This is a genomic window from Clostridioides sp. LIBA-6822, from assembly GCF_056688955.1.
Genome location: NZ_CP196995.1, coordinates 4321962 through 4348008 on the forward strand (window position 1 = coordinate 4321962; position 26047 = coordinate 4348008).

General features: G+C 28.6%; 29 protein-coding genes and 4 tRNA genes. 2 read left to right on the forward strand and 31 right to left on the reverse strand.

Going from position 1 to position 26047, the window contains the following annotated elements:
- Nucleotides 1-6: 6 nt before the first annotated feature.
- On the forward strand, nucleotides 7-999 hold the full coding sequence (locus tag ACTG48_RS20525) for an ATP-binding protein (RefSeq protein ID WP_479917838.1): 993 nt from the start codon (nucleotides 7-9) through the stop codon (nucleotides 997-999).
- Nucleotides 1000-1347: 348 nt separating this feature from the next.
- On the opposite strand, the gene ACTG48_RS20530 is transcribed toward ACTG48_RS20525, so the two are convergent.
- The 19 genes from ACTG48_RS20530 to rstA all read right to left on the reverse strand — a co-directional run bounded on the left by ACTG48_RS20530 (nucleotide 1348) and on the right by rstA (nucleotide 14183).
- Nucleotides 1348-1422 (reverse strand) — tRNA-Thr (locus ACTG48_RS20530).
- Between the two features lie 32 nt (nucleotides 1423-1454).
- A tRNA-Val gene (locus ACTG48_RS20535) sits at nucleotides 1455-1530 on the reverse strand.
- Nucleotides 1531-1534: 4 nt separating this feature from the next.
- Nucleotides 1535-1609, reverse strand: a tRNA-Glu gene (locus tag ACTG48_RS20540).
- Between the two features lie 6 nt (nucleotides 1610-1615).
- Nucleotides 1616-1691 (reverse strand) — tRNA-Lys (locus ACTG48_RS20545).
- Nucleotides 1692-2016: 325 nt separating this feature from the next.
- On the reverse strand, nucleotides 2017-3306 hold the full coding sequence (locus tag ACTG48_RS20550) for an adenylosuccinate synthase (RefSeq protein WP_479917839.1): 1290 nt from the start codon (nucleotides 3304-3306) through the stop codon (nucleotides 2017-2019).
- A gap of 81 nt (nucleotides 3307-3387) precedes the next feature.
- A complete protein-coding gene (locus ACTG48_RS20555; protein WP_479917840.1) occupies nucleotides 3388-3696 on the reverse strand; it encodes a hypothetical protein in 309 nt (102 codons plus the stop codon).
- 204 nt (nucleotides 3697-3900) lie between these two features.
- Entirely contained in the window at nucleotides 3901-5229 is a 1329-nt protein-coding gene (gene dnaB, locus ACTG48_RS20560) for a replicative DNA helicase (protein ID WP_021386564.1), read from the reverse strand.
- A gap of 18 nt (nucleotides 5230-5247) precedes the next feature.
- Nucleotides 5248-5697, reverse strand: coding sequence for a 50S ribosomal protein L9 (gene rplI / locus ACTG48_RS20565; RefSeq protein WP_479917841.1), 450 nt, complete (start codon nucleotides 5695-5697; stop codon nucleotides 5248-5250).
- Nucleotides 5698-7692 carry a DHH family phosphoesterase gene (locus ACTG48_RS20570; RefSeq protein ID WP_021386606.1) on the reverse strand — a complete coding sequence of 665 codons (1995 nt, stop codon included), beginning with the start codon at nucleotides 7690-7692 and terminating at the stop codon, nucleotides 5698-5700.
- Nucleotides 7693-7702: 10 nt separating this feature from the next.
- On the reverse strand, nucleotides 7703-8659 hold the full coding sequence (locus tag ACTG48_RS20575; RefSeq protein WP_021386569.1) for a YybS family protein: 957 nt from the start codon (nucleotides 8657-8659) through the stop codon (nucleotides 7703-7705).
- 7 nt (nucleotides 8660-8666) lie between these two features.
- Complete coding sequence (locus tag ACTG48_RS20580; protein WP_003420530.1) at nucleotides 8667-8987, reverse strand: MazG-like family protein; 321 nt, start codon at nucleotides 8985-8987, stop codon at nucleotides 8667-8669.
- A 142-nt stretch (nucleotides 8988-9129) separates the two neighbouring features.
- Nucleotides 9130-9357, reverse strand: a complete 228-nt coding sequence (rpsR, locus tag ACTG48_RS20585) for a 30S ribosomal protein S18 (RefSeq protein ID WP_021386573.1) — start codon at nucleotides 9355-9357, stop codon at nucleotides 9130-9132.
- 18 nt (nucleotides 9358-9375) lie between these two features.
- Nucleotides 9376-9810: a single-stranded DNA-binding protein gene (locus ACTG48_RS20590; protein ID WP_021386628.1), complete on the reverse strand. Its 435-nt coding sequence runs from the start codon at nucleotides 9808-9810 to the stop codon at nucleotides 9376-9378.
- A 37-nt stretch (nucleotides 9811-9847) separates the two neighbouring features.
- A complete protein-coding gene (rpsF, locus tag ACTG48_RS20595; RefSeq protein WP_003420522.1) occupies nucleotides 9848-10126 on the reverse strand; it encodes a 30S ribosomal protein S6 in 279 nt (92 codons plus the stop codon).
- 216 nt (nucleotides 10127-10342) lie between these two features.
- Nucleotides 10343-11539 carry an aminotransferase-like domain-containing protein gene (locus tag ACTG48_RS20600; protein WP_021386598.1) on the reverse strand — a complete coding sequence of 399 codons (1197 nt, stop codon included), beginning with the start codon at nucleotides 11537-11539 and terminating at the stop codon, nucleotides 10343-10345.
- A 102-nt stretch (nucleotides 11540-11641) separates the two neighbouring features.
- Nucleotides 11642-11827: a DUF951 domain-containing protein gene (locus ACTG48_RS20605; RefSeq protein ID WP_021386561.1), complete on the reverse strand. Its 186-nt coding sequence runs from the start codon at nucleotides 11825-11827 to the stop codon at nucleotides 11642-11644.
- A gap of 14 nt (nucleotides 11828-11841) precedes the next feature.
- Nucleotides 11842-12105, reverse strand: a complete 264-nt coding sequence (locus ACTG48_RS20610) for a putative Se/S carrier protein (RefSeq protein ID WP_021386600.1) — start codon at nucleotides 12103-12105, stop codon at nucleotides 11842-11844.
- Nucleotides 12106-12184: 79 nt separating this feature from the next.
- Nucleotides 12185-12787 (reverse strand): sulfurtransferase-like selenium metabolism protein YedF, encoded by a 603-nt coding sequence (yedF, locus tag ACTG48_RS20615; protein WP_021386623.1) that lies wholly within the window; start codon nucleotides 12785-12787, stop codon nucleotides 12185-12187.
- A 103-nt stretch (nucleotides 12788-12890) separates the two neighbouring features.
- Nucleotides 12891-14183, reverse strand: a complete 1293-nt coding sequence (gene rstA, locus ACTG48_RS20620; protein WP_021386565.1) for a toxin production/motility transcriptional repressor RstA — start codon at nucleotides 14181-14183, stop codon at nucleotides 12891-12893.
- Nucleotides 14184-14442: 259 nt separating this feature from the next.
- On the opposite strand from rstA, the gene ACTG48_RS20625 reads away from it, so the two are divergent.
- On the forward strand, nucleotides 14443-15018 hold the full coding sequence (locus ACTG48_RS20625) for a GerMN domain-containing protein (protein WP_021386629.1): 576 nt from the start codon (nucleotides 14443-14445) through the stop codon (nucleotides 15016-15018).
- Between the two features lie 99 nt (nucleotides 15019-15117).
- Here the strand turns inward: ACTG48_RS20625 and ACTG48_RS20630 are convergent, their stop codons facing one another.
- The 12 genes from ACTG48_RS20630 to rpmH all read right to left on the reverse strand — a co-directional run bounded on the left by ACTG48_RS20630 (nucleotide 15118) and on the right by rpmH (nucleotide 25389).
- On the reverse strand, nucleotides 15118-16260 hold the full coding sequence (locus ACTG48_RS20630; RefSeq protein ID WP_479917842.1) for an aminotransferase class V-fold PLP-dependent enzyme: 1143 nt from the start codon (nucleotides 16258-16260) through the stop codon (nucleotides 15118-15120).
- A gap of 32 nt (nucleotides 16261-16292) precedes the next feature.
- Complete coding sequence (locus tag ACTG48_RS20635; RefSeq protein ID WP_021386586.1) at nucleotides 16293-17156, reverse strand: ParB/RepB/Spo0J family partition protein; 864 nt, start codon at nucleotides 17154-17156, stop codon at nucleotides 16293-16295.
- Between the two features lie 4 nt (nucleotides 17157-17160).
- Nucleotides 17161-17931 carry a ParA family protein gene (locus ACTG48_RS20640; RefSeq protein ID WP_479917843.1) on the reverse strand — a complete coding sequence of 257 codons (771 nt, stop codon included), beginning with the start codon at nucleotides 17929-17931 and terminating at the stop codon, nucleotides 17161-17163.
- A 136-nt stretch (nucleotides 17932-18067) separates the two neighbouring features.
- Complete coding sequence (gene noc / locus ACTG48_RS20645; RefSeq protein WP_021386567.1) at nucleotides 18068-18853, reverse strand: nucleoid occlusion protein; 786 nt, start codon at nucleotides 18851-18853, stop codon at nucleotides 18068-18070.
- Nucleotides 18854-19015: 162 nt separating this feature from the next.
- Nucleotides 19016-19735: a 16S rRNA (guanine(527)-N(7))-methyltransferase RsmG gene (gene rsmG / locus ACTG48_RS20650; protein ID WP_479917844.1), complete on the reverse strand. Its 720-nt coding sequence runs from the start codon at nucleotides 19733-19735 to the stop codon at nucleotides 19016-19018.
- Nucleotides 19728-21623, reverse strand: coding sequence for a tRNA uridine-5-carboxymethylaminomethyl(34) synthesis enzyme MnmG (mnmG, locus tag ACTG48_RS20655; RefSeq protein ID WP_479917845.1), 1896 nt, complete (start codon nucleotides 21621-21623; stop codon nucleotides 19728-19730). Before mnmG ends, rsmG begins: the two co-directional genes overlap by 8 nt.
- Before the next feature lie 95 nt (nucleotides 21624-21718).
- Complete coding sequence (mnmE, locus tag ACTG48_RS20660; protein ID WP_479917846.1) at nucleotides 21719-23098, reverse strand: tRNA uridine-5-carboxymethylaminomethyl(34) synthesis GTPase MnmE; 1380 nt, start codon at nucleotides 23096-23098, stop codon at nucleotides 21719-21721.
- Between the two features lie 110 nt (nucleotides 23099-23208).
- Entirely contained in the window at nucleotides 23209-23838 is a 630-nt protein-coding gene (gene jag, locus ACTG48_RS20665) for an RNA-binding cell elongation regulator Jag/EloR (RefSeq protein WP_021386604.1), read from the reverse strand.
- Nucleotides 23807-24514 carry a YidC/Oxa1 family membrane protein insertase gene (locus ACTG48_RS20670; RefSeq protein WP_021386599.1) on the reverse strand — a complete coding sequence of 236 codons (708 nt, stop codon included), beginning with the start codon at nucleotides 24512-24514 and terminating at the stop codon, nucleotides 23807-23809. Before ACTG48_RS20670 ends, jag begins: the two co-directional genes overlap by 32 nt.
- A 31-nt stretch (nucleotides 24515-24545) precedes the next feature.
- Nucleotides 24546-24797 (reverse strand): membrane protein insertion efficiency factor YidD, encoded by a 252-nt coding sequence (gene yidD, locus ACTG48_RS20675; RefSeq protein ID WP_021386578.1) that lies wholly within the window; start codon nucleotides 24795-24797, stop codon nucleotides 24546-24548.
- A 32-nt stretch (nucleotides 24798-24829) separates the two neighbouring features.
- Nucleotides 24830-25174, reverse strand: a complete 345-nt coding sequence (gene rnpA / locus ACTG48_RS20680) for a ribonuclease P protein component (protein WP_021386625.1) — start codon at nucleotides 25172-25174, stop codon at nucleotides 24830-24832.
- 77 nt (nucleotides 25175-25251) lie between these two features.
- Nucleotides 25252-25389 carry a 50S ribosomal protein L34 gene (gene rpmH / locus ACTG48_RS20685; protein ID WP_003420485.1) on the reverse strand — a complete coding sequence of 46 codons (138 nt, stop codon included), beginning with the start codon at nucleotides 25387-25389 and terminating at the stop codon, nucleotides 25252-25254.
- Nucleotides 25390-26047 lie beyond the last annotated feature (658 nt).

The following is a 26047-nucleotide window of genomic DNA, read 5'->3' on the forward strand; positions in this document are numbered from 1 at the left end:
GATTAAATGAATGAAGATAAAATAAGAAAAATACTTGCTAAATACGATAAGAAAAGAGATAATAACGAACTCTTATTAGAAAATAGAAAAAATGAGGTATATAATAGAATTCCGGAAATAAAATCTATAGATGATGAGATTTCTAAAATAGGCCTTAGCTTAGCTAGAACAGTACTTTTAAATCCTAAGTCTAAAGATGAAATTGTGAATAAATCTAAAGATACTATAGAATCTTTAAAGGTAAAGAAAGAAGAACTTTTAGTTGAAAATAACATACCTCTTGATTATCTAGAAATAAAGTTTCAATGTGCTTCTTGTAAAGACAAAGGTTTTTTACCTAATGGTGAAAAATGCTCTTGTCTTAAACAAGAAATTGTAAATGAAGCTTATAAAATGTCTAATTTAGATAGGATTTTAAGTCAGGAAAATTTTTCGAATTTTAACTTGAATATATTTTCTCCTAAGAAAGGTTCTAATGGAGAAATATCTCCTAGAGAAAATATGCTAAATAATTTAAGTATCTGCGAAAATTTTGTTCATGATTTCAAGAAAGATAATGATGAAAATTTACTGTTTTATGGTTCTACTGGACTGGGAAAAACATATATGTGCAATTGTATTGCAAAGGAATTATTGGACAAAGGAAATGTTGTAATCTATCAAACTTCTTTTAGAATATTAGATATTCTTGAAGACTATAAATTTAGAAGAGACACAAATAATCAGATAAGTGAAGATAATTATAAAAACTTGTTTGATTGTGATTTATTAATAATAGATGACCTTGGTACTGAACTTAATAACTCTTTTACTAGTGGAGAAATCTTCAACATTGTAAACACAAGACTAGTTACTGGTAAAAAAATTATTATCTCAACCAACTTAACACCATCCCAAATAGGAAACACTTATACTCAAAGAACTCTTTCTAGAATTTTAGACAAATTTAGGATTTTAGAATTTACTGGTGATGATTTGAGATGGGAAAGATTTAAATAAAATAGCCCTTAAAAAACATTTTTTTATTTTTAAATAGAGAGGTAAGAACAAACTTGCTTCTCTGTTTAAAACTTATACTAAAGAAACTAATCTCTCTGCTATAAGTACACTTCTAAAGTATTTTTAATACATCTAATTCTTTATATTACTTGTAATTTATCAATATTGTAAACTTATCAGATTATATAATACTATTCTAAAAAGATTCTAAATTTTAATCTTAAAATTATATCATTACAAATAACTTAATACTTTATTGTAATTAAATTTAATTTTTCAATCAAAAAAAGATACTTAAAAGTATCCTGTAACATAGAAAATTATATTAATTTGAATTTATGTACTTTGTGGAGCTGGTGATAGGAATCGAACCTACAACCTGCTGATTACAAGTCAGCTGCTCTACCGTTGAGCCACACCAGCATATAATCTAGTATTCATCTCTAATTCAAAAATGGTGGGACTAACAGGGCTCGAACCTGTGACCCCCTGCTTGTAAGGCAGGTGCTCTCCCAGCTGAGCTATAGTCCCATACTGGTGACTCGTAGGGGAATTGAACCCCTGTTACCGCCGTGAAAGGGCGGTGTCTTAACCTCTTGACCAACGAGCCATAATTTGGTGATCTATCCGCGACTCGAACGCGGGACACCCTGATTAAAAGTCAGGTGCTCTACCGACTGAGCTAATAGACCACATTTTTTCGACTTTTTTCGTCGTTTCTTTCACTCACAAGTTATATTATAACTGCTATACAATTTTTAGTCAATAGTTTTTTTATTTTTTTAGCATATAATTAAAATCCTCTTGAACTACCTATTTTCAACAAGTATTTTAAATAAAATATGTAATTATAATACAGAAATTCAACTTTAATTACACATAGAATATACATAAATAATTTTAACTGAATAAAAATTTAATATAAATCTAACACAAAAGAGTATCTCTAATAACTATAATCATTACTTTGAGATACTCTTTCCTTATTATTCATAACTTAAATTGTTTAATAAAATATTAAGCAAATATATTTTTTCTTATTATTGTTTGAGCTCTATTAGGCCCAACAGAAACCATGTCTACACTCACTCCGACCAACTCTTCTATTTTAGCTATATATTTCTTTGCATTTTCTGGAAGATTATCAAAATTATCTACTTGAGTTATATCTTCATTCCATCCGTCTAATTCTTCATATATAGGTTCACATTTTGCTAAATCATCTAATGATGCTGGGAAATCTGTTATTATTTTATCCCCCATTTTGTAAGATGTACAAACTTTTATCTTATCAAATCCAGTTAAAACATCTAGTAACATAAATGAGATACTAGTTAAACCATTAACCCTAGCTGCATACTTAACTATAACTGCATCAAACCATCCACATCTTCTTGGTCTACCAGTAGTTACTCCAAATTCATGACCTTGTTCTCTTATTTTATCACCAATTTCATTTATTTGTTCTGTAACAAATGGTCCCTCTCCAACTCTTGTAGTATATGCTTTTACTATACCAACAACATCTTTTATCATATTTGGCCCTATACCTGCACCAATTGCAAATCCACCAGATGTTGGATGAGACGATGTAACAAATGGATATGTTCCTAAATCTAAATCTAATAAAGTTCCTTGTGCTCCTTCAAATAATACTTTTTTACCTGCTCTTACCGCATCATATACAATAACTGACGTATCTGCAACATATTTTCTTATCTGTTCTGCATATCCTATATATTCATTATATATAGTTTCAAAATCAAATAATTCTTCTTTTCCATATATATTTTTAACTATTTCATTTTTAGCATATATCTGAGCTTTTAACTTTATAGCAAATTTATCTTTATCCATTAAATCACATATTCTTATTCCAGATCTCTCTGTTTTATCCATATAACAAGGTCCAATACCTTTTTTTGTTGTACCTATCTTTAAATCACCTCTGGCTTCTTCTGACAATGCATCTAGCTCTTTATGATATGGGAATATGACATGGGCTCTATCACTTATTTTTATATTTTCTGTACTTATATTATCCGCTTTAAACATTTCCAATTCTTCTAAAAATCCTTTAGGGTCAAATACTATACCATTTCCTATTATATTTACTGTTTTTGGATTTAATACTCCTGATGGAATTAAATGTAATGCATACTTCTTACCTTCCACAACTAATGTATGCCCTGCATTATTTCCACCTTGTCCTCTCACTACTACATCTGCTTGAGTAGCAAGATAATCTATAACTTTACCTTTACCTTCATCTCCCCATTGAGAACCAACAATTGCAACTGTTTTCATGTAATTCACCTCTATATTTTATATACTCTCGAACGCTTTACTTATTTATTCTATCAAACATTCGTATTTTTTTCAACTTTTTTAGCGTTCTCCAATATTTAACAAATACTTTTCTATTTTTGAAAATTCATCTTTCTCTATAATTTCTTTTTCATATTTTATAACTTTTTCCATAAATTTATCCACATCTAAAAGTTTTTCTAACTTACATATGTTAATTATATTTCCAAAGTTTGTATTAGTCATATTTATATAATACTGACTATCCACAATACTAGCATAAACAACAATCGATTCTTTTAGGTTATTATCAATTATTCTAAATAAGTTTATTTCATCAAGTACTTTAATTATATTGGGATATATACACTTTAAGCTTATTTTTTCCATATTATTCCTCCTAATAATTAACATTTATACACAGATAAAGCAAGCCAAAAGCTTGCTTTATCTACTTATTCACACTTATCAACAGGGCACCTGTGGATACTGTGGATAATTTTTTAGCTAAATTTCAATGTTTAGACATATTTAGTGACAGGTATCCACATTTTTCCTGTAGAAAGAAAGGATGTTCTGTGGATATTCGTTAGATTATAGGTCTCTCAACTTATCCCCAAATCTTTGAACTTCACCAAGCCAAACTAGTTCTACAGAACCAGTTTCACCATGTCTATTTTTTGCTATTATTACTTCTCCTATATTTTTACTCTCAGAATCAGCATGATAATATTCATCTCTATATAAGAACATAACTATATCTGCATCCTGCTCTATTGCTCCAGATTCTCTTAAGTCAGATAACATAGGTCTATGATCTGCTCTTTGTTCTGGTGCACGTGATAACTGAGATAATGCTACAACAGGACAGTTTAATTCTTTAGCTAAGACCTTTAGTGACCTTGATATTTTAGATATCTCCTGCTGTCTACTTTCATTATTGCCTTCACCTTCCATAAGTTGAAGATAATCAATAAGCACTAAGTCCAGACCTTTTTCTATTTTCAACTTCCTGCACTTTGACCTTAATTCTGATATTTTTATACCAGGAGTATCATCTATGTGTATTTTCGCATCTGATAACACCGCCATAGCATCTATAATTCTAGGCCAGTCATTATCATTAAGTGTTCCAGTCTTTATTTTTTTTAATTCTACACTAGACTGTGAAGATAGCATACGTTGTACTAATTGTTCTTTAGACATCTCTAAACTGAACACAGCTACAGAAGCATCACCTTTTAGGGCTGCATTTTGCACTAAGTTTAAAGAAAAGGCAGTTTTACCCATTGCTGGTCTAGCCGCAATTAATATTAAATCGGTCCTTTGAAGACCATTTATTTTTTTGTTTAAATCTTTAAAACCAGTAGTTATACCAGTCACATCACTCTTATTAGTGTATAACTTTTCTATCATATCATAGGCATCCATTAAAACTAAGTTTATAGATTTAAAATCATCACTAGTTTTCTCCTGTGATATATCAAATATACTCTTTTCAGCTTGTTCTAAAACATCTTCAATTTTAGTTGCTCCACTATATCCTAGATTTATTATTTCATTAGAAGCTTTTATAAGCTTTCTAAGCACAGACTTCTCTTTTACTATATCAGCATAGTATTTTACGTTTGAAGTCGTCGGTACTATAGTAGAAAGACTTGTAATATAACTGATTCCTCCAATATCATTAAGATGCCCTTGTTTTCTTAGTTCTTCTGTTAATGTTATCAAGTCTATAGGCTCACCTTTATTACTTAAAGTTATCATACATTCATATATTATTTTGTGAGCCTCTTTATAGAAATCATCAGGCTTTATAGTTTCTGTGACTGTTATTATAGCATCTTTATCTAGAAGTATAGAACCCAATATTGATTGTTCCGATTCTACACTATGAGGAGGAATTCTCGTCATATCTTCCATCTTTATCACCTCTAGTTATTACTGTTTTTCTTTTACATCTACTCTTATTTTAGTAGTTACTTTTTGATGTATTTTTATTTCTACAAAAGTTGAACCTAGGGCTCTTATTGGCTCATCTAATAATATTTTTCTTTTATCTACATCTATATCTTTTTGTTTCTTTAATTGCTCAGCAATCTCTTTAGCAGTTATTGAACCAAAAAGTCTTCCACCTTCTCCTGCTTTTGAATATATTTCTATATTAATTTCTTCCATTTGTTTACCTAATAAAACAGCTTCTTCATATTCTTTTTGTGCTTTTATTTCTTTAGACTTATTCTTTTCATTTAATTCTTTTATTGCTACATTATCTGCTTGCACAGCCATCTTTTTAGGAAATAAGAAATTTCTTGCATATCCATCACTTACTTCTTTCATTTCCCCTTTTTTACCAGTCCCTTTTACATCTTTTAATAATATAACTTTCATCTATTCTTCCTCCTCCAAATACTCCTCTATTATTTTATTTACCATCTTATAAGCTTCTTTTAGAGAAACATCTTTTAACTGTGCTCCAGCTATATCTATATGTCCCCCGCCTCCTAATTTCTCCATAAGCACATGTACATTTATCTGTCCTAAGGACCTTGCACTTATAAATATAGTATCATCTTTTTCACCTAATACAAAGGAAGCTTCTACTTCTTTTATGTTTAATAACTCATCAGCAGTTTGAGCTATTATAACATTTATACTATCTATTTCTGTACTTGAATATGCTAAACATATCCTATTATTAATTATTTTAGTACTTTGAATTATTTCAGCTTTTATTATGAAGTCTTTTACATCAGAATTGAAAAACTTTTTAACCTCAATAGTATCTGCTCCAACTTTTCTAAGATAAGAAGCTGCTTCAAAAGTCCTAACACCTGTTTTAAACGCAAAGTTTTTAGTATCTAGACTTATTCCTGCTAAAAGTCCTTCAGCTGTGAGTTTATTTATTGTTACATCTTCATCCATATATTGAACTAATTCTGTAACCATTTCACAGGTTGAAGATACATATATCTCATGGAATAAAAGTACCGCATCATTTATGAATTCTACACCTCTTCTATGATGGTCTATTACTACTATCTTCTCTGATAGCTTTAATAACTCTTCACATTCAGTATAATTAGGTCTATGAGTATCAACTACTACAACTAACGTATTTTTAGTACAGTTGTCAATAGCTTCTTCTTTTCCAATAAATAGTTTCTTATAATAATTATTTTCATTTATTTTATTTATAAATATTTCTATAGATTCATTTACAGAGTGTAAAACTATGTTTGCTGTTTTGTTACAGGATTTACATATATCATAAACTCCAACTGCCGCTCCCATAGCATCCATATCTGGATATTTATGTCCCATTATATAAACTTGGTCACTTTGTTGTATAACTTCTCTTAGAGCGTGACCTATCAATCTGGACTTTACTTTGGTTTTCTTTTCTACAGCTTTAGATTTTCCTCCATAAAATACAAATTTATCTTTTGTTTTTACAACAGCCTGATCACCACCTCTACCAAGTGCTAAGTCAAGGGCACCTGTAGCAAGTTTTAGGTTCTCATTTAATGTATCTCCATCTATACCAATTCCTATACTTATAGTAACAGGAAGATTATTTCCATAATCAATATGTCTTATTGTATCTAAAATAGAAAACTTCTCAGTTTCTAATTTTTTCAACTCTTTTTTATGCATTACCAAGAAAAATTTATCTTTTGAGGTTCTTCTCAATGCACCATTTGAATTTAATTCCAAAGCAGAAAGTATTTTTTCTACTTCAACATTAATTAAAGCCCTCTTATCTTCTGCTGCACTTTTTAATACTTCATCGTATCCATCTACTTGTATTAGCATCATTGCATTTTTTTCATCATCATAATCTTGTTTTACTTTTAAATATTCTGTCTTGTCTATCCAGTATAATATCATCAAATATTTAGGATTTTTTTCTTGATCATTTTTTATAACATTATAAATTATTGTATATTCTTTTTCTTTGTAGTTTATTTCTGTGTACATTTCTTTATTTTCATTTAATACTTTTCTTAAGTTAAGATTTTTAACTATATCTTCTATATTTTTATCAAGTAAATCTTTTTGACCAATCATATCATAAAACTTCCCATTGTACCACGATATATTTCCATCAAATTCTAAGATACACAGTGGTATTGGAAGGTTTATTATGGCTTTCTTGGTTGTCTCATCTATATCTAAAGATAAATTTTGAATATACTCTGTCCATTCATGACGTCTAATATTAGTTGTTCTCCAATTGTGAAAAACCATATATACAAAAATACAGAAAAATAAACACCCTACATACAAGTTGTAATAAAGCAAAATTATACTAGAAATACCAATAACAATTATATATAAATTTATTTCTGGCATATTTAATTTAAAGGTTTGTTTATTACTCATTTCTATCCTCCTAAGTGGATTTATAACTTCTCACCTTTCTAAAGTCAATTATACTATCTACCATACCAACAAAAGATATTCCCATAAATCCAAATAAACATAAAATTATCCCTGAAAGAAACATAATTTTATTTGGTCCCTGTCTTATCCATTTCTTTAAAAAATAGATACAAACTGCTATACCTTGAATTACAAACATTAAATTAAAAACTAGCTGTAAATTAGTCATTATTAATTCTGTATATAGTTTTGAACCAATAATTTGAATAAATAAGACTAATAAATAAAGTAAAAAAGTTGTGAGTATAGCATTTCCTGGTAAATAAAAATCTGCAAATTTAGGAAATCTTATATTCATCTTTGTAATTCTTTTGATAAAAAATACACTTAAATAATATGTTACAAATGCTGATAATAACCCTTGTAAAAATAGCATCATTGGTAGCATATTTGTAAAATAACTTACAATCTCATCTGGCTTCATTTTATCAAATAATTTAAGCTCAGCTGCTGAAAAACTATTTTTTTGAATATTTACAATTTCTGTTATCATCTTAGAAACTTCATCTAATAGGTTTACATTTAAAAATGTTTTTAATACAAAGAAATATACAAGCATTGAAAGTACAAATATTATCGTTCCACCATATATTGGTTCAAATTTATTACTATCTTCTTGTTCAAAACTTCTCTTTAACATCTTTCCTATTGCTATACCTGGTAAAGAATACATTATACATATATTTAATGCATAAGAAATGTCTGCAAATAGAATTAGTACACAAAATGTAATCAAAATAGATATAAAAGAATACTTTCTATCAGTAATAGCACCTATAATTACATATGGAACAGCTGCTAATATACTAAACATTCCTAGCATTGGAATATAGGCTATCACTAAAGCGATTATTATAGCTAAAATTATTATAGACATTGCTTTAGATAGTCTAATTTTATTATTCAATTTAATATCACTCCCTATTGTCCATATGTTTTTTTAAATTAGATAAATCTCCATACCATCTTTCAACACTATGGTCTTCATCTATACCAATTTTTATTTTTTCTTTGACTTTATAATCCACATCTCTAAAACTAATTCCTAATCTCTTTGCTAAGAGATATGTTATCATTATTATATTTGCTAGAGTATCTTGAATTGCTTCATCTAAAGGTTTTACCCCTTTAAATAATAAGTTAAACAAATCACTTACACTCATTAATATTTCTGTTTTCATCCATTCTATTATCTTTATGTTTCTCGTTATCTCAGAACCTTTATCTATTTTCACGTTTACAACCCTCCTTAATATATAATATTATATCATAAATAATAATATATTTAAGTATATAAACAAAAAAACGAGCTTTATAGCTCGCCTCATTTAGATATATAAATACCTATAATAAAAAATGAGCACAAGGCTCATTTTTTTAGTCTAATGTATATGGTAAAAGTGCTATATTTCTAGATCTTTTTATAGCAACTGTTAATTCTCTTTGATGCTTAGCACAAGTTCCAGATATTCTTCTTGGTAATATCTTTCCTCTTTCAGTTATATACTTTTGTAATCTCTGAGTACTTTTGTAATCTATTTTAGCGTTTTTGTCAGCACAGAATTGACAAACTCTTTTTTTCTTACGTCTTTTTTTATTCATCATGACTTTTTTCCCTCCTTTTTAAAATGGTATATCGTCATCATCTATAGCTTGGAAACCTTGTGGGTCTAGACCTTGAGGTTCAAAGCTTGGCTCAAAAGCTGGAGCACTCTCTCTATATGAATTTTCCGATTTATTCTTACTATCCAAAGCTTGTACTGATCTAGTACTTACTTTTGTAAAAGTTCTCTTTTCACCTGATTGTGTCTGATAATTGTCTACTCTTATAGATCCTTGCAATGCAACTAATCTACCTTTAGTTATGTAGTTAGCACAAAATTCAGCAGATTTACCCATTACTTCAACAGGTATAAAATCAGTTTCTTTAGATCCATCTTTTTTTACATAGTCTCTATCAATGGCTATTGTAAAGGATGCCACTGGTGTTCCTGTACCTGGGATGTATCTTAATTCAGGGTCTTTAGTTAATCTTCCCACTAATACAACTTGATTCATAAAAACACCACCTATTTTTTATAATAAAACCCAGTTATTAAGCAACAACTATCATGTGTCTTATTACGTTTTCATTTATCTTTAAGTTTCTGTCTATCTCTTTAGGAACGTCTACTGCTGATTTAAAGTTAACTAATACGTAAAAACCTTCTGTAAACTTAGCTATTGGATAAGCTAATTTTTTAGTTCCCCAAGTATCAACTTTAACTATTTCTCCGTCAGTTGCAACAACTTCCTTAACTTTGTTTAGTATAGCCTCTCTTACTTCTTCATCAGAGTTTGGCTTTACCACATAAACTAATTCATAATTTCTCACTATAATTCACCTCCCTTTGGACTTAACGGCTCTACACTCTTAGAGCAGAGAAATGAGACTAAAATCTCATACCTACACATTTTATCATTTATTCTCATTTATGTCAATTTAAATTTTGGACAAAGTTTAATATAAGGTAAATTATATATTCTTAAATTAACAAGGGATGGCAATAGCCATCCCCTATAATATATCTATATAAGTTATTATTTTTAATTAAGCTTCAACACCCATAGCTTCTTTTAAAACTGATGCTATATTTTTTATACCTTCTATTATTTTTTCTTCTGGCATATTTGAATAGTTAAGTCTGAAAGTATTTTCTCTACCACCATTAGGGAAGAATCCTCCTCCAGCAACATAAGCAACATTCTTTTCTAAGCATTTTGGCATTAATTCTTTAGCATTTAAGTTACTTGGAAGCTCTACCCATGTAAATAATCCACCTTCTGGATGAGTAAATACTAATCCTTCTGGGAATTCTTCTTCCATAGTCTTAAGCATTACATCTCTACGTTTAATATAAACTGCTTTAATTTTTTCAACGTGTGCATCTAAGTCATACATATCCATGAATTTACTTACTTCCATTTGAGATATAGTTGATGCTTGTAAGTCTGCACCTTGTTTTGCAAAGTTAAATTTAGATAATATTTCTGGAGAAGCACAAGTCCATCCTAATCTGTATCCTGGGCAGAATATTTTAGAGAAAGTTCCTAAGAATATTACTAATCCTTTTGTATCCATTGATTTTAAAGATGGTAAAGATTCTCCTTCAAATCTTAAATCTCCATATGGATTATCTTCTATTACTGGTATTTCAAATTTGTTTACTATTTCCATGAATTTTTTACGTCTTTCAAGTGGCCAAGTTCTTCCTGTTGGATTTTGGAAGTCAGGAATTACGTAAATCATTTTTATTCTATCAGTTGTTTCTAGTATTTTTTCTAATTCTTCCATTATCATTCCGTTAGAATCAGTTGGAACGTCTATGAATTTAGGTTGATAAGATTTAAATGCGTTTATAGCTCCTATGTAAGATGGGCTTTCACATAAAATTACATCACCTTCATCAATAAATACTTTTCCTGCAAAATCTAGACCTTGTTGAGAACCACTTGTAACTAATATATCATCTTTGTCTACATTAGTTTGATTTTTCTCATTCATTCTAGCTGCTATTTTCTCTCTTAATGGTTCATATCCTTCTGTTGTAGTGTATTGCATAGCTGATCTTCCATTTTCTTCAAGCACTGCAACTGATACTTTTTTCATTTCTTCAACTGGAAATAATTCTGGAGCAGGCATTCCACCAGCAAAAGATATTATTTGTGGTTGTTGAGTAAGTTTTAAAAGCTCACGTATTTCAGATCCTTGTAAACCTTCCATTCTTCTTGCATATTTAATTGCCATAATTAAAGCACCCCCATGAAAATGTTTTCTTCATTTTCTATTATACCAAAATTTTGGATATTAATATACGGTATTTGACATTTTTTAAATGTTAAATTTATATCATTCTTTTATTAGCTTTTTTACTCTCTTTTCTAAAGTCTCTCTATCAAGCATTATTAACCTTGAACACTTAGTACATTTTATCTTTATATCCATTCCAGTTCTTATGATTTCGAATTCTTTACATCCACATGCATGTTGTTTTTTTAATTCGACAATGTCTCCTATTTTTAAATCCATTGGCATAAATAATTAGCCTCCTAATCTAGCTTCTCTGCTTCTTTCGAACCATCTTCTAATTTACTTATACAATAAATTCCTTTTATATCTACATTATTTTCAGTTAAAATTGTTTTTATCTTTTCCATGTCTTCAAAAGAAAATTTAATTGATATTCCACAACTTGCTGTTATTTCTCTTGGTGTTGGAAGAGCCATTACCTTTAGACCATTTTCACCAAATAACTTTTCTGATCTTATTGCATGATGTGTCGAATTAAATGACACTATATACATCTGATTCATTGCTTAATCCTTTCTGACTATCTGTTTTTCTTTAAGTTAATCATTATTATTAGTTTTTATATTATTAAACAAACATACATTATATAGAAATAGTATTTGATGCATTCTTTAATGTTTCAACTATAGTATACATATTTGTAACTGAACCTACTTGTAGTTTGTCTTTTAAATTGTAGTAGTCTAAACAAGTACCACAAGATAAGACTTCTACGCCTTCATTTTCAAGTATTTTTAAATTTTCTATAGTTTCTTCATTTTCAGCACTTAGTGTTACTCCTCCATTAACTAAAAGTACATATTTAGGATAAGGCTTAGATTCTGTCAAAGTATATATAAATCCTTTTATTAATACTTTCCCTAATTCATCATTTCCAAGTCCCATTTTGTCTGAAGATATAAATACACATGTATCTTCTAGTTCACATTCTTTCTTGTCTACATTATTTTGTTTATCTAAGATATTTTGACCTTTTATAATTTCTATAGATATAAAATTCTCTTTTTCGTCAACAATATTTGCCTCACAATTTAAAGATTTAGCAAGTTTTAATACATTTTCTTTAGCTGTTTCATTGTCGACTGTTGTAACTACAATACCTTCTTCTATGTTATCCAATTCTTTTTTTGTGTTTATAACTGGTTTAGGACAAGCAAGTCCTCTAGCATCTATTTTTATACTCATTGTTTGATTCATCTCCTTAAAAATATTCATACAATTTATATTTTATCATAGATGTTATCTTGCTTGTTATAGATTGTTTCTATAGCCTTATAGGTTTATTTTTTTACATTATTTCTAAATTTTTATACATAAATACACCTTTTTGATAATATTCTAACTCTTTTTCTTTTGAAATACTTGAATATAATTGACCTAAATCTATATATAAATTAGCCAATATTCTACTATTTCCTAAGTCTGATACTATTTTTATACATTTAATTAAATACTCAATTGCAAGGGTAATTTCATTTTGATTTTTATACATATTAGAATAGAATTTTAATGCTTTATATTCATTGAACTTATTTTTATTTTTTATTGATGAAGCTAAAGCTATTTTGCAATATTTTCTAGCTAAATCATAATCTTCTTTATCTATATATGCTTCTATTATCTTAAATAAACCTGACATCATGTATTCGTCTTCATCATTTTTCTTTATATCATATACCTTTTGTGAATATTCAAGTACTCTATCTGTCTCACCTATTTTTCTGTAAACATCACAAATTGTTAAATATACATTTGCTAATCCAGTTTTATTATCTTCATTTTCAAGTATCTTTAACGCTTTTTTAAAATAATCTTTTGATTCTTCATATTTTCCTATTTCAAGCATATTATTTGCTTTTAACACCAAAATATCGACATCTTCTTTTCTATCATTTCTATTATCTATTTCATTTATTTTATCTATGTACTTCAATGACATATTTGGATTATCTAATTTTATGTAGCAATATGCCATCTTACTGTATAGTTCCTTGTATATGTTAACATCCTCAAACTTACTCTCTAACAAAATTTCCTCTGCAAAATTAAAGTGGCTTATAGCACCTTTATAAAAGTCTTCTTGCATGTATATTTTTCCTATGTTTAAATAGCACTTAAGTATATTTTCACTATCACTATTTTTTATAAAGAAGTATAATGCCTTTTCAAAGTTTTCTATAGCATCATTATAATCAGATTTTTTTAGATTAATATTAGCCATTAAAAAATTACATCTGCCATAGTTCTCCATTAAATCGTATCTCTTACATATATCTAAAACTTCTTTTATTTGGTCCTCAGCCTTGTTTAGTTCATTTTCTTTTATATATATTTCGCTCTGTAGTATTAAATTATCAGTTATCTTTTTTGACTGCATTTCTTTGGTTTCTAATAAGTACTCTACACTTACATCTAACTTATCGCCTAGATATTCCAACAGTTCATAGCTAGTATGAGATTTATCCCTCTCTATATGGCTTATTTGTGCTGCTGTTATCCTATCTCCAGCTAATTCTTTTAATGTCATGTTTTTTTCTTTTCTTAATTTTTTAATCTTTTCTCCTAAGCTCAAAATTTCCATACTATTCCCACCTTTTGAAGACATTTTTTTATAATATAATTATAACTTATATTTATTTTAAAAACACTACTTTTATTTTACAATATTTTCTGTGTACATTAAATGATTTCCCATAAAAATGACTAAAATTTAGTTTATTTTGAATTTAATTAATTTAAATAAATCATTTTTTAAATTTGTTACTATTTTGTATTCATATATTTGCTCATAACGACTATAATTATATATAAGAATAGTTTTTATGAGAGGAGAAATTTTTATGAAAAATAAGAAAATAATGTTAGTGTTAAGTATATTATCTATATCTATATTTGCAATTGGTTGTACTAATGCTCAAGTTGGTAATGATACACCTAAAAAAGAAGCTAAGAGTAATACAAATGTTGAGCAACCAAAAGAGGAAAACAATACTGAAAAAGAGGCACCTGATAAAAAAGCTACATCTACTCCAAAAGAGGAAAAGAAAACTCAATCAGCTGTTATTTATTCTTTTGATGTAGATAAAACAGATTTAATAGAAAACAAGATTGACTTAAATAAAGTTGATGAAAATACTTTATTTGAGGAACTTCAAAAACTTAAAGTTGTTCCAGAATCTTCAAAACTAAATTCATTTACTACAAAAGATATTGATGGTGTAAAAACTGGTATATTAGATGTTAACTCTGATTTTACAAATTCAAATTTAGGTAGTGATGCAGAAACTTTAATGCTTGATTCAGTTGCTCGTACTTACATAAAAAATATGAATGTTGAACAAATAAAAATTACTGTTGATGGTGGTAATTATGAAAGTGGTCATATAGTTCTTGAAGAAGGAGATTACTTAAAGTAATTTTTTAAGATATACTTAAGCCATGCTATTACAAGAAAATAGTGTAGATTGTACAATCTACACTATTTTTATATTCTTATATTATTTAATTATTATATGCTACTTGTTTTTTGAAATTTTATTTAGAGCTTCTACTGCTTTATCTATTTCATCCTTTGTATTGAAATATCCTATGCTGAATCTTACTGCACCTTGTTTTAAAGTACCTAAAGTAGTATGCGCTAGTGGAGAACAATGTATTCCTGATCTAGTTGCTATATTATAATCACTATCTAATAAAAAAGTAACCTCTCCAGAATCCATGTTTCCTATATTTATAGCTATTACTGATGCTCTTTTTTTACTATCTTTTGGTCCATATATCTTTATATCTGGCACTTCCTCTAATTTGTCTATCATATATTGACATAATTCTTCTTCATGTTGTCTTATATTGTTGATTCCTCTTTCAAATATAAATAATACGCCTTGGTTAAGACCTGCTATTCCAGGGGTATTATGAGTCCCTGATTCATATTTATCTGGGAACAATTCTGGTTGAACCATTTCTTCTGATTTACTACCTGTTCCACCTTCTTTTAATATATTTAAATTTAAACCATCTCTTACATATAATATACCTGTTCCTTGAGGTCCAAATAAGCATTTATGACCTGGCATTGCCAACATATCTATATTACATTCATTTACATCTATGTCATAAACACCTGCCGTTTGTGACGCATCTACTAAAAACAGTATATTATGTTTTTTAGCTATTTCTCCAACTTTTTTTATATCTATTAAGGTACCACATACATTAGATGCATGTGTTGTTACAATCAATTTAGTATTTTTCTTTATTGATTTCTCTAATTCATCATAATCTAAAAATCCCTCATAATCGCATTTTACTACAGTATTTTCAACACCCTTTTTTTCTAATGCTTTTATAGGTCTTATTACTGAATTATGCTCCATAGATGTTGTTATCACATGGTCTCCCTCTTGTAATACACCCTTTATTGCTAAATTTAAGGAATCTGTAGCGTTAGATGTAAATACTATATTCATAGGATTACTCACATTAAACAACTTAGCTATATTCTCTCTTGTATCATATATTTCCCTAGCAGCTCTCATAGCAAGTTTATGTCCAGCTCTACCTGGATTTGCACAGTAGTTTTTCATGCAATCTAAAACAGCATCATACACTCTTTCTGGTTTTGGATATGTAGTTGCAGCATTATCTAAATAAATCATAACAATCTTCCTCTCTGTTTTATAGTTTTGTTCTATTCAAGAAGCATTGATACAATACTATTTAAATCATCATCATTATAGTATTCTATCTCTATTTTGCCTTTTTTCTTTCCTTTGGAAATATTTACCTTAGTTCCAAAGATATTTCTAAGTTTATCTTCTACATCCAAGATAAATACATCTTTAGGCTTAGATTTTTTTGGTACTTCTTCTTTGTTTTCAGATATTTTTTTAGCTATATTTTCGACTTCTCTTACAGAAAGCTCTTCTTCCTCTATTTTTTTTGCTATTTGTAGTTGTAAATCCTTATCTACAATTCTCAACAATGCCTTACCATGCCCTGCTGTAATTCTACCACTATCTATCATTTCTATGACATCTTGTCCAAGATTTAAAAGTCTCAGTGTATTGGTTATATGAGGTCTACTTTTACCAACAGCTTCTGATATTTCCTCTTGAGTTACATTATAATGCTCTATTAAACTTTTATATGCTAGAGCCTCTTCTATTGAGTTTAAATCTTCTCTCTGTAAATTTTCAATTAAAGCTATCTCCATTATATCTTTCATATCTATATCTTTAATTATAGCAGGTATTTTACTTTTATTTGCAAGTTTTGATGCTCTAAATCTTCTTTCCCCTGCTATTATCATATACTTATCATTTTCATCCTTCTTAACTACTATTGGTTGTAATACACCATAGTTTTTTATAGAATCAGACAACACTTTTATCTTTTCTTCATCAAATTGTTTTCTAGGCTGAACTTCGTTTGGATATATTTCGTCTATATCTATGTTGACTATCTCTTTTTCTGAAGTTTCTCCTTTAATCTCTGGTATCAATGCACTAAGACCTCTACCCAATCTGTTACTTCTTTTAGACTTATTCTCCATACTACTATTCCTCCTCTTCTAAATCTATAAATTCTTCTGCTAGTTCCAAATAAGCTATAGCCCCCCTACACCTTTTATCATAGTAAATAACAGGTTTCCCATGACTTGGAGCTTCTGCAAGTCTTACATTTCTTGGAATTAGGGTCGTATATACACTTCCTTTAAAATATTTTTTGACTTCTTCAACTACTTGTATTGATAGATTCGCTCTCCCATCAAACATACTTAAAACAACACCTTGAATCTCTATGTCTGCATTTAATCTTGATTTTACTAATTTTATAGTCTCCATCAATTGACTAACACCTTCTAAAGCATAATATTCACATTGTATAGGAATTAAAACACTATCTACAGCAGTTAGACAATTTATTGTAAGCATCCCAAGTGAGGGTGGACAATCCAAAAATATATAATCATATTCATCTGCTACTGCTCTTATGGAATTTCTTAAAATATACTCTCTATTACTTTTAGATGTAAGTTCTATTTCTGCACCTGATAGCTCAGTAGCTGATGGAACTAAATCTATATTTTCAAACTCAGTATTTATTATTGCTTCTTTAATATGTAACCCATCTAACATAATTTCATAGATTGTATTTTCCACTTCGTTTTTATTAATACCATATCCACTAGTTGTATTTCCTTGAGGGTCCAAATCTAATACTAATATTTTCTTCCCCAAAGTTCCTAAACTAGCACTTAAGTTTACATTTGTTGTAGTTTTTCCGACTCCACCCTTTTGATTGAATACAGCTATAACTTTGCCCATGATGTTCCCCCCCTTTAAGAATTGAATTAATTTTAAATGTTGACTAGGTGTTTTTATAATTACAAATAATGTCTATAAATCAATTTATATTACAAGGCTTATATTACAAAAAAAGATTACTGGTAAGCAGTAATCTCTATTTTTTAGGGATTTTTACAACAACTTCCATATAATCTCCCTTATCTATTTCATTATACTTAGCATCAATTCCTGTATTTGATATAGCATCAAAGGCCTGCTTTATAGTATTTATGTAAATTCTTATACTCATAGCACCCTTTATATTCTGTTTTTTATCAGGCTCTTCTTGAACTTTAGTTTCTTCTAATATCTCTTGTATCAATTTCTCTGTTTTTTTAACAGTCAATTCATTTTTTATAACTTTTTCTAGTACACTTTGCATTAAATCTTCACTTGGTAGTTTAAGGAATGCTCTAGCATGTCTTTCTGTTAAGTTATTTTCTATCAACTTCATTTTTATGTTGTTTGGAAGCTTTAATATTCTAAGCTTGTTTGCTACAGTAGATTGATTTTTGCCCAATTTTTCTGCTAATTGCTGTTGAGTAAAAGCATGTTCTTTTATTAAGTTTTCATAACCAATTGCTTCTTCAATGAAATTTAAGTCTTCTCGTTGCAAATTTTCTAATAACGCTAGAACAGCAGAAGACTCATCATTCATATTATTTATAATCGCTGGTACAGTTTTAAGTTCTGCTAATTTAGCCGCTCTTAATCTTCTTTCTCCAGCAATTAATTCATATTTGCCATCTTTTGCTCTAACTGTTATAGGTTGAATTATACCATATACCTTTATAGAATTACTCAATTCCTCCAATGAAACTTGTGAAAATATTTTTCTTGGTTGGTATGGATTTGGAACTACATCTTCTATAGGTATCTCCATAACTCTTTTATCTTCCATAACATACCTCTCTTATTTTAGATATAAATATTTTTGTTCTCTATATGTACATACAAATTTATTTCTGCATCCACTTTAATAATTCCTTTATTTTTGTTTTGTTTAAGGTAAGCTTAATTATTTCTCAGGAAATAATTAAGCTTACCTATAATAATTTTTCAACTATATAATAGGATTCTTAGCTGGTTTGCCAGCTTTTCTAGGGTATTTAACTGGTGTTTCTTTTATTTTTTTAAAAATTAATATATTATGATTTAAATCTATTTCTGGTAATTCCACATCTATTTTTTCAACAAATTCTAATCCCAAAATATCAATAGCTTTTTGTGATTCTTCTAGTTCTAGATTAGCATTTGGACCTTTTAAACAAATGAAGTATCCTCCAACTTTTACAAATGGTACACAAAATTCCATAAGAATTGGTAATCCAGCTACAGCTCTTGCTGTAGCAATATCATACTTTTCTCTATACTTTTCATCTTTACCAAAATCTTCAGCTCTTCCATGTATAAATTTAATATTAGCTAATTCTAATTCTCTACCAACTTCCTCTAAAAAGTTTATTCTTTTATTCAAAGAGTCTAGTAAGGTAAGTTCTAAATCATCTAAACATATTTTTAATGGTATCCCAGGAAATCCAGCACCTGTACCAACATCTATTATAGACATACCATTTTTTATATATCCATTTTTTACAGCTGAAATAGAATCTAAAAAGTGCTTCACATATACCTCTTTTTCATCTTCTATCCCAGTAAGATTCATCTTTTGATTCCAATCAACTAATATCTCTCTATATTTTTTAAATTTTTCTAGCATACTATCATTAGTAACTATATTAAAATCTTCAATCCCATTTTTCAGAAGCTCTATGTTATTCACCTTTGCCACCTCTAGTTCTTCTGACTTGTTCTAGGTATATAAGTAAAACTGATATATCAGCTGGTGAAACTCCAGATATACGAGAAGCTTGTCCTATTGAGATAGGTTTTATATCATCTAGCTTCTGTCTAGCCTCTAATCTAAGTCCTTCTATAGATGAATAGTTTATTTTCTCATCTAACTTTTTATTCTCTAGTTTCTTAAATTGGTCTATTTGTTTTAATTGTTTTTCTATATAACCTTCATATTTAGTTATTATTACACACTGCTCTTTAACTTCTCTTGAAACATCTTCACCAGCGCCTTTTCCTAATTCTTCAAGCAATTCATAAGTAACCTCTGGTCTCTTTAAAAACTCATACAACGAAATTCCAACTTTTATTGGTGTTGCGCCTTTTTCTTCTAACAGACTATTTACTTCTTTTGGCGTAACTCTTTCATTTTTTAATCTTTCAAATTCTTTCTCTACAGCAATTTTTTTATTTATGAATCGTTCATATCTATCTTCTTTAACTAATCCTATATCATAACCTTTTTGAGTTAATCTCATATCTGCATTATCTTGTCTCAAATACAACCTGTATTCTGCTCTTGATGTCATCATTCTATAAGGCTCATTAGTCCCTTTAGTAACAAGGTCATCTAATAAAACACCTATATATGCTTCTGAGCGGTCTAATACAAATGGTTCTTTTCCTTCTATTTTTCTAACTGCATTTATACCAGCCATAAGCCCTTGAGCTGCTGCCTCTTCATATCCAGAAGTTCCATTAAATTGACCAGCACTAAATAAGTTCTCTACTCCCTTTATTTCCAAACTTATTTTTAGTTGTGTTGGGTCAACACAATCATATTCAATAGCATATGCAGGTCTCATTATCTTACAGTTTTCAAGCCCTTTTATTGTTTTGTACATATCTAATTGCACTTCAAAAGGTAAACTAGTTGAAATTCCTTGGATATACATTTCTTTAGTATTTAACCCTTCTGGTTCTATAAATAGTTGATGTGATGTTTTATCGCTAAACCTTACTACTTTATCTTCTATAGAAGGACAATATCTTGGTCCAGTACTTTCTATTACACCACTATACATAGCAGACCTTTTTAAATTATCCAATATAACTTTCTGAGTTTCTTCAGTAGTTCTCGTTAAATAGCAAGGTTCTTGCTCTTTTTCTATATTTTCATTCATAAATGAGAATGGAGTTACTTTTTCATCACCTTCTTGTAAAGACATTACAGAAAAGTCTATACTATCTCTATGGACTCTAGCTGGAGTTCCTGTCTTAAACCTTCTCATTCTAAGACCCAATTCAACTAAACTATCTGTAAGGTATTTTGCATATCCTAATGCATTAGGTCCTTCATAAAATGCAACCTCACCCATATATATTTTTGAATTTAAATAAACTCCAGTAGCTAGTATTACAGCTTTAGATTTAAATGAACATCCTAATTTAGTCCCAACTCCTATTACAACATTTCCTTCATGTAAAATTTCCACTACTTCATCCATAGCTATATCAAGATTTGGTTCATCTTCCAATGTCTTTTTCATTTCTTCATGATATTTAAATTTATCTGCTTGAGCTCTTAAAGAGTGAACTGCTGGTCCTTTTGCAGTGTTTAACATTCTACTTTGTATATATGTCTTATCTATATTTAATCCCATTTGGCCACCCAAAGCATCTATTTCTTTAACCAATTGACCTTTACCAGTTCCACCAATGGATGGATTACAAGGCATTAATGCTATAGAATCTAAAGACATTGTTATTATCAAAGTTTTATATCCCATTCTTGCAGTAGCCAAAGCAGCTTCACACCCAGCATGTCCTGCCCCAACTACTATAACATCATATTTTCCTGCTTCAAACTTTATCATTTATAATTCCTTTCTTTTTAAATTAATGTTTCATGAGAAACACTATAATTTTTTTAAAACCTCTATAATAAAAAAATCAAATTTGCTTTTAAACCTTACTTACCTATACAGAAGTTATGGAATATATTATCTAATAAATCCTCTGTTACTGTATCTCCATTAATATAACCAAGATAATCCCATATATTTTTTAAATCTACTTCTACAAAGTCAAATGGCATACTTTGTTCTAAAGCAATTAAAGCATCTGTGGCAGATTTATATGCTTTACTAAGTGCATCTTTATGTCTAGAATTTGTTACTACTAAACTCGAATTATTTTTAACGCTACCTTTATATACCATAGACTCTATTTTATCCTGTAATTCTTCTATACCTTCTTGTTGTAAAGCTGATATTTTTATTATACTATTATTTTCTACATATTTAAGTATTTTTTCTTCTTCAATTTGCTGTTTTAAATCATTCTTATTTAATAGTACTATTGTTTGTTTATCTCTAAGGCTTTCCAATATCTCTATATCTTCTTCTGACAACTTTCTAGATGCATCTAAAACCATTATAATCAAATCTGCACTCGTAAATGATTCTCTAGATTTTTCAACACCTATTTTTTCAACTATATCATCAGTATCTCTTATACCTGCTGTATCAACGATTTTTAAAGGTATACCTTTTATATTTACAAACTCTTCTATAACATCTCTAGTAGTTCCTGGTATATCAGTAACTATAGCTCTGTTCTCTCCTAAAATGGAGTTAAGTAGTGAAGACTTACCTACATTTGGTTTACCAACTATTACTGTTTTTAAACCTTCTCTAAGTATTTTTCCACTTTCAGCTGTGTCATATAATTTTTTAATTTCCTTTTTAAGCTCATCAGTTTTTTCTTTAAGAGTTTGATATGTTATATGCTCAATGTCTTCTTCAGGATAATCTATAGCAACTTCCACATGAGCTAATATCTCTGTAACTTTATCTCTTAATTCTCTTATCCTTTTTGATAAAGAACCCTCTAATTGGTTTTGAGCAACTTCATGAGCTATATCAGTTTTGGCTTTTATAACATCAATTACTGCCTCTGCCTGTGATAAATCTATTCTCCCATTTAAAAATGCTCTTTTAGTAAACTCTCCAGCTTCTGCTAATCTAACATCTTTTGATAATATTAATTCTAAGATTTTCTTTACTGAAATAAATCCACCATGACAATTGATTTCTATTACATCTTCTCCTGTGTATGAATTTGGACCTTTCATATATGCCAATAAAACTTCATCAATTACATTTCCATCGTCTACTATATTTCCATATATTAATGTTCTCTTATTATATTCTTTAATACTCTTCCCTGACATAGACTTAAAAATTTCTTCTGCAATCTTTAAAGATTTTTCTCCACTTATTCTAATTATTCCTATACCACCTTCTCCAGGTGCTGTAGCTATTGCTGCAATTGTATCATCTATAAACAAATTTATCACCTCTTAATTTATAATTTTTTACATATAGTTTTACTTTTGACTAATCACAATAATATAATAATATTAAAAAATAAAACCCCCTAATGTTTAGGAGGTTGATTTTATCTTTTACACTCAATTACTAATCTTCTATATGGATCGGTTCCTTCACTATATGTAATTACATATTTGTCGTTTTGAAGAGCTGAATGTATTATTCTTCTCTCATACGGATTCATATAATCTAATTTTTTAGTTTTTCTTGTTTTCGCTACTTCTCTAGCAACTTTATTAGCATATCTTATTAAAGATTCTTCTCTTTTTGATCTATAGTTTTCTATATCTACAAGCACTCTTGTATGAGAATCTTTATTTATTTTATTAAGAGCTAATCCAGTTAAAAATTGAATAGAATCTAAAGTTTCCCCTCTTCTACCAATTAAACTTGCAGCTTCTTTGCCTTCAATATCAACCATGATTAAATTATCTTTTTGAGATACATTGACTTTGGCATCAACATTTGCATTTTTCAACATTACCTCTATAAAATTTTTAGCTACATCTAGTTCCTTCTCGATAACAAAAATTTCATAAGTCCCATCTTTAGCACCTATGAGACCTAAAAACCCCTTGCTCGGATTTTCAAGTATTTCAACTTCTATATCCTCTGCTTTTAAATTTAATTCTGCTATAGCCTTACTTATAGCTTCTTCCCTACTTTTACTTTTTATTAATTTTAGGCTTTTTCTCATTAACTTTTTCCTCCTTAGAGTTAGCAGCCAGCTTAGCTTTTAAAGGATTCATTATTAAGTAGTATTGAGCTATTGAGAATAAGTTACTTACTGTCCAGTACAATGTAAGTCCTGCTGGGAATATAAATCCCCAATAGAAAGACATACCTGCCATTACATATGTCATTACTTTCATAGAGCCTTGTAATTGATCTTTTGGAGTCATTACTTTTTGCATTACATATGCACTTGCTCCTGAAAATACTGCTAGTACATAATCTGGTGCTGTTAAGCTTTTTATCCATAAAAAACCATTATCAGCTGCTAAAAATGCAGCTTGATTTGCAAAAACGCCATGAGCAACTGGCTCTCTCAAAACGCTAAATAATCCTATTAATATAGGAAACTGTATTAATAAAGGTAAACAACCAGATAGTGGATTAATTTTAGCTTCTCCATATAACTTAACAATTTCTTCATTTTGTTTTTCTGGCTTATTTTTATATTTTTCTTGTATCTCTTTTATACGAGGTTGTATATCTTGCATTGCCTTTGTTGACTTAGTCTGCTTAACTGTTAATGGTAATAAAATAATCTTTACAAGGATAGTAAAAAGTATTATAGAAATACCATAATGATTAACAAATTCAAATATTACCTTAAGAATCATTCCTAAGAAATTTCCTATTATATTCAATTTTTTTATACCTCCTAATAGTTACTCTCTTTTATTTTAGAGGATCGTAACCTCCTGGATGAAAAGGATGACATTTTAAAACTCTTCTTACGGTTAAATACATACCTTTTACAAATCCATATTTCTTAAATGCCTCTATTGAATATTGTGAGCAAGTTGGATAAAATCTACAGGTAGGTCCCTTTAAGGGAGATATATATTTTTGATAAAATCTCACTAAATAAATACATAAATTCGATAAATGCTTACTTATTTCCTTTAATATATAAATTATTTTATTCAAAGTTATGAACCTCCATACTTATAGCATACAATTTAAATAGAAATATCCGTTCTTTTAACTAAATTTTTTATAGACTTGTCTATGTCTTTAAAAGTAGCATCTTTACTAGATACTCTTGCTATAAATACTATATCATATCCAGGCTTAATTTTTTCATCAATATTTAATCTGTAGACTTCTTTTATTAGTCTTCTTACTCTATTTCTAGTGATGGCTTTTCCTACTTTCTTAGAAACAGAAATGCCTATCCTACTATAATCTGATTTATTTTTAAGTATATATATTACTAAATATTTGTTTGCAAAAGATTTGCCGTGTTTATATACTTTTCTAAAATCAGAGTCCTTTTTTAACCCTTTAGTCCTATTAAAGTCCATAGTTAACCTCCATAAACACAGCTATGAATTGTAATTATTTACACAAAAAGGCCACCTTTGCAGCGGCCCTTTTGTAATTAATGAGTTAATCTATTTCTTCCTTTAGCTCTTCTTCTCTTTAACACGTTTCTTCCGTTAGACGTCTTCATTCTTTTTCTGAAACCATGTTCTTTACTTCTTTGTCTCTTTTTTGGTTGATAAGTTCTTTTACTCATTATTTTGCACCGCCTTTCAGATTTCATTTTCCGTTTATAAAAATAATAACTTTACCCTCAAAGTAAACATAACACATATAATTATAAATACTTTTATCACTGTTGTCAACGAGTTTTTGGGACGCTTCTATCACAAAATCTACCATATATATATTATGTATTTTTTTTATTGAAAATACTAGTAAAAATCTATTTAATTTTATTCTAAATTATTTTTTTCAATTATATGCACAAATAAAGCAATTTTAACATGTTTATATTTTTATCAACAATTAGTTAATATTGTGGATAAATTAGTTACAAATCATTGAAGTTTGACATATATTTTGATATTATAAATATACTTGTTGATAATGTGCATAAATGTTATCAACTTATTAAAAATTATTCACAGCTTGTGGATACTTTTGTGTATAACTTTTAAGATTACTGACAATACTCTAGTTATAATCACCATTTATTGTATGTTTATGTTATTTATAACTTTATCTACATATTGTTTATATCTTTTCATATTTTTTTAATAATTTATACTATTATTAATTTATCAACACCATTATCCATAAATTTAGTTATTCTGTAAAATTTATATATATTTTTGCTTTTCTGTTAATAACTTTGTGGAAAATATTAATTATTCTGTTCGGAGGTTTATATT

Excerpts from the sequence above, each read along its gene's own strand:
- ACTG48_RS20525 (WP_479917838.1), top strand. The coding sequence starts at position 7 with ATGAATGAAGATAAAATAAGAAAAATACTTGCTAAATACGATAAGAAA.
- ACTG48_RS20550 (WP_479917839.1), bottom strand. The coding sequence starts at position 3,306 with ATGAAAACAGTTGCAATTGTTGGTTCTCAATGGGGAGATGAAGGTAAA.
- ACTG48_RS20555 (WP_479917840.1), bottom strand. The coding sequence starts at position 3,696 with ATGGAAAAAATAAGCTTAAAGTGTATATATCCCAATATAATTAAAGTA.
- dnaB (WP_021386564.1), bottom strand. The coding sequence starts at position 5,229 with ATGGAAGATATGACGAGAATTCCTCCTCATAGTGTAGAATCGGAACAA.
- rplI (WP_479917841.1), bottom strand. The coding sequence starts at position 5,697 with ATGAAAGTTATATTATTAAAAGATGTAAAAGGGACTGGTAAAAAAGGG.
- ACTG48_RS20570 (WP_021386606.1), bottom strand. The coding sequence starts at position 7,692 with ATGAGTAATAAACAAACCTTTAAATTAAATATGCCAGAAATAAATTTA.
- rpsR (WP_021386573.1), bottom strand. The coding sequence starts at position 9,357 with ATGATGAATAAAAAAAGACGTAAGAAAAAAAGAGTTTGTCAATTCTGT.
- ACTG48_RS20590 (WP_021386628.1), bottom strand. The coding sequence starts at position 9,810 with ATGAATCAAGTTGTATTAGTGGGAAGATTAACTAAAGACCCTGAATTA.
- ACTG48_RS20600 (WP_021386598.1), bottom strand. The coding sequence starts at position 11,539 with ATGGCAATTAAATATGCAAGAAGAATGGAAGGTTTACAAGGATCTGAA.
- ACTG48_RS20605 (WP_021386561.1), bottom strand. The coding sequence starts at position 11,827 with ATGCCAATGGATTTAAAAATAGGAGACATTGTCGAATTAAAAAAACAA.
- ACTG48_RS20610 (WP_021386600.1), bottom strand. The coding sequence starts at position 12,105 with ATGAATCAGATGTATATAGTGTCATTTAATTCGACACATCATGCAATA.
- yedF (WP_021386623.1), bottom strand. The coding sequence starts at position 12,787 with ATGAGTATAAAAATAGATGCTAGAGGACTTGCTTGTCCTAAACCAGTT.
- rstA (WP_021386565.1), bottom strand. The coding sequence starts at position 14,183 with ATGGAAATTTTGAGCTTAGGAGAAAAGATTAAAAAATTAAGAAAAGAA.
- ACTG48_RS20625 (WP_021386629.1), top strand. The coding sequence starts at position 14,443 with ATGAAAAATAAGAAAATAATGTTAGTGTTAAGTATATTATCTATATCT.
- ACTG48_RS20630 (WP_479917842.1), bottom strand. The coding sequence starts at position 16,260 with ATGATTTATTTAGATAATGCTGCAACTACATATCCAAAACCAGAAAGA.
- ACTG48_RS20635 (WP_021386586.1), bottom strand. The coding sequence starts at position 17,156 with ATGGAGAATAAGTCTAAAAGAAGTAACAGATTGGGTAGAGGTCTTAGT.
- ACTG48_RS20640 (WP_479917843.1), bottom strand. The coding sequence starts at position 17,931 with ATGGGCAAAGTTATAGCTGTATTCAATCAAAAGGGTGGAGTCGGAAAA.
- noc (WP_021386567.1), bottom strand. The coding sequence starts at position 18,853 with ATGGAAGATAAAAGAGTTATGGAGATACCTATAGAAGATGTAGTTCCA.
- mnmG (WP_479917845.1), bottom strand. The coding sequence starts at position 21,623 with ATGATAAAGTTTGAAGCAGGAAAATATGATGTTATAGTAGTTGGGGCA.
- jag (WP_021386604.1), bottom strand. The coding sequence starts at position 23,838 with ATGAGAAAAAGCCTAAAATTAATAAAAAGTAAAAGTAGGGAAGAAGCT.
- rnpA (WP_021386625.1), bottom strand. The coding sequence starts at position 25,174 with ATGGACTTTAATAGGACTAAAGGGTTAAAAAAGGACTCTGATTTTAGA.
- rpmH (WP_003420485.1), bottom strand. The coding sequence starts at position 25,389 with ATGAGTAAAAGAACTTATCAACCAAAAAAGAGACAAAGAAGTAAAGAA.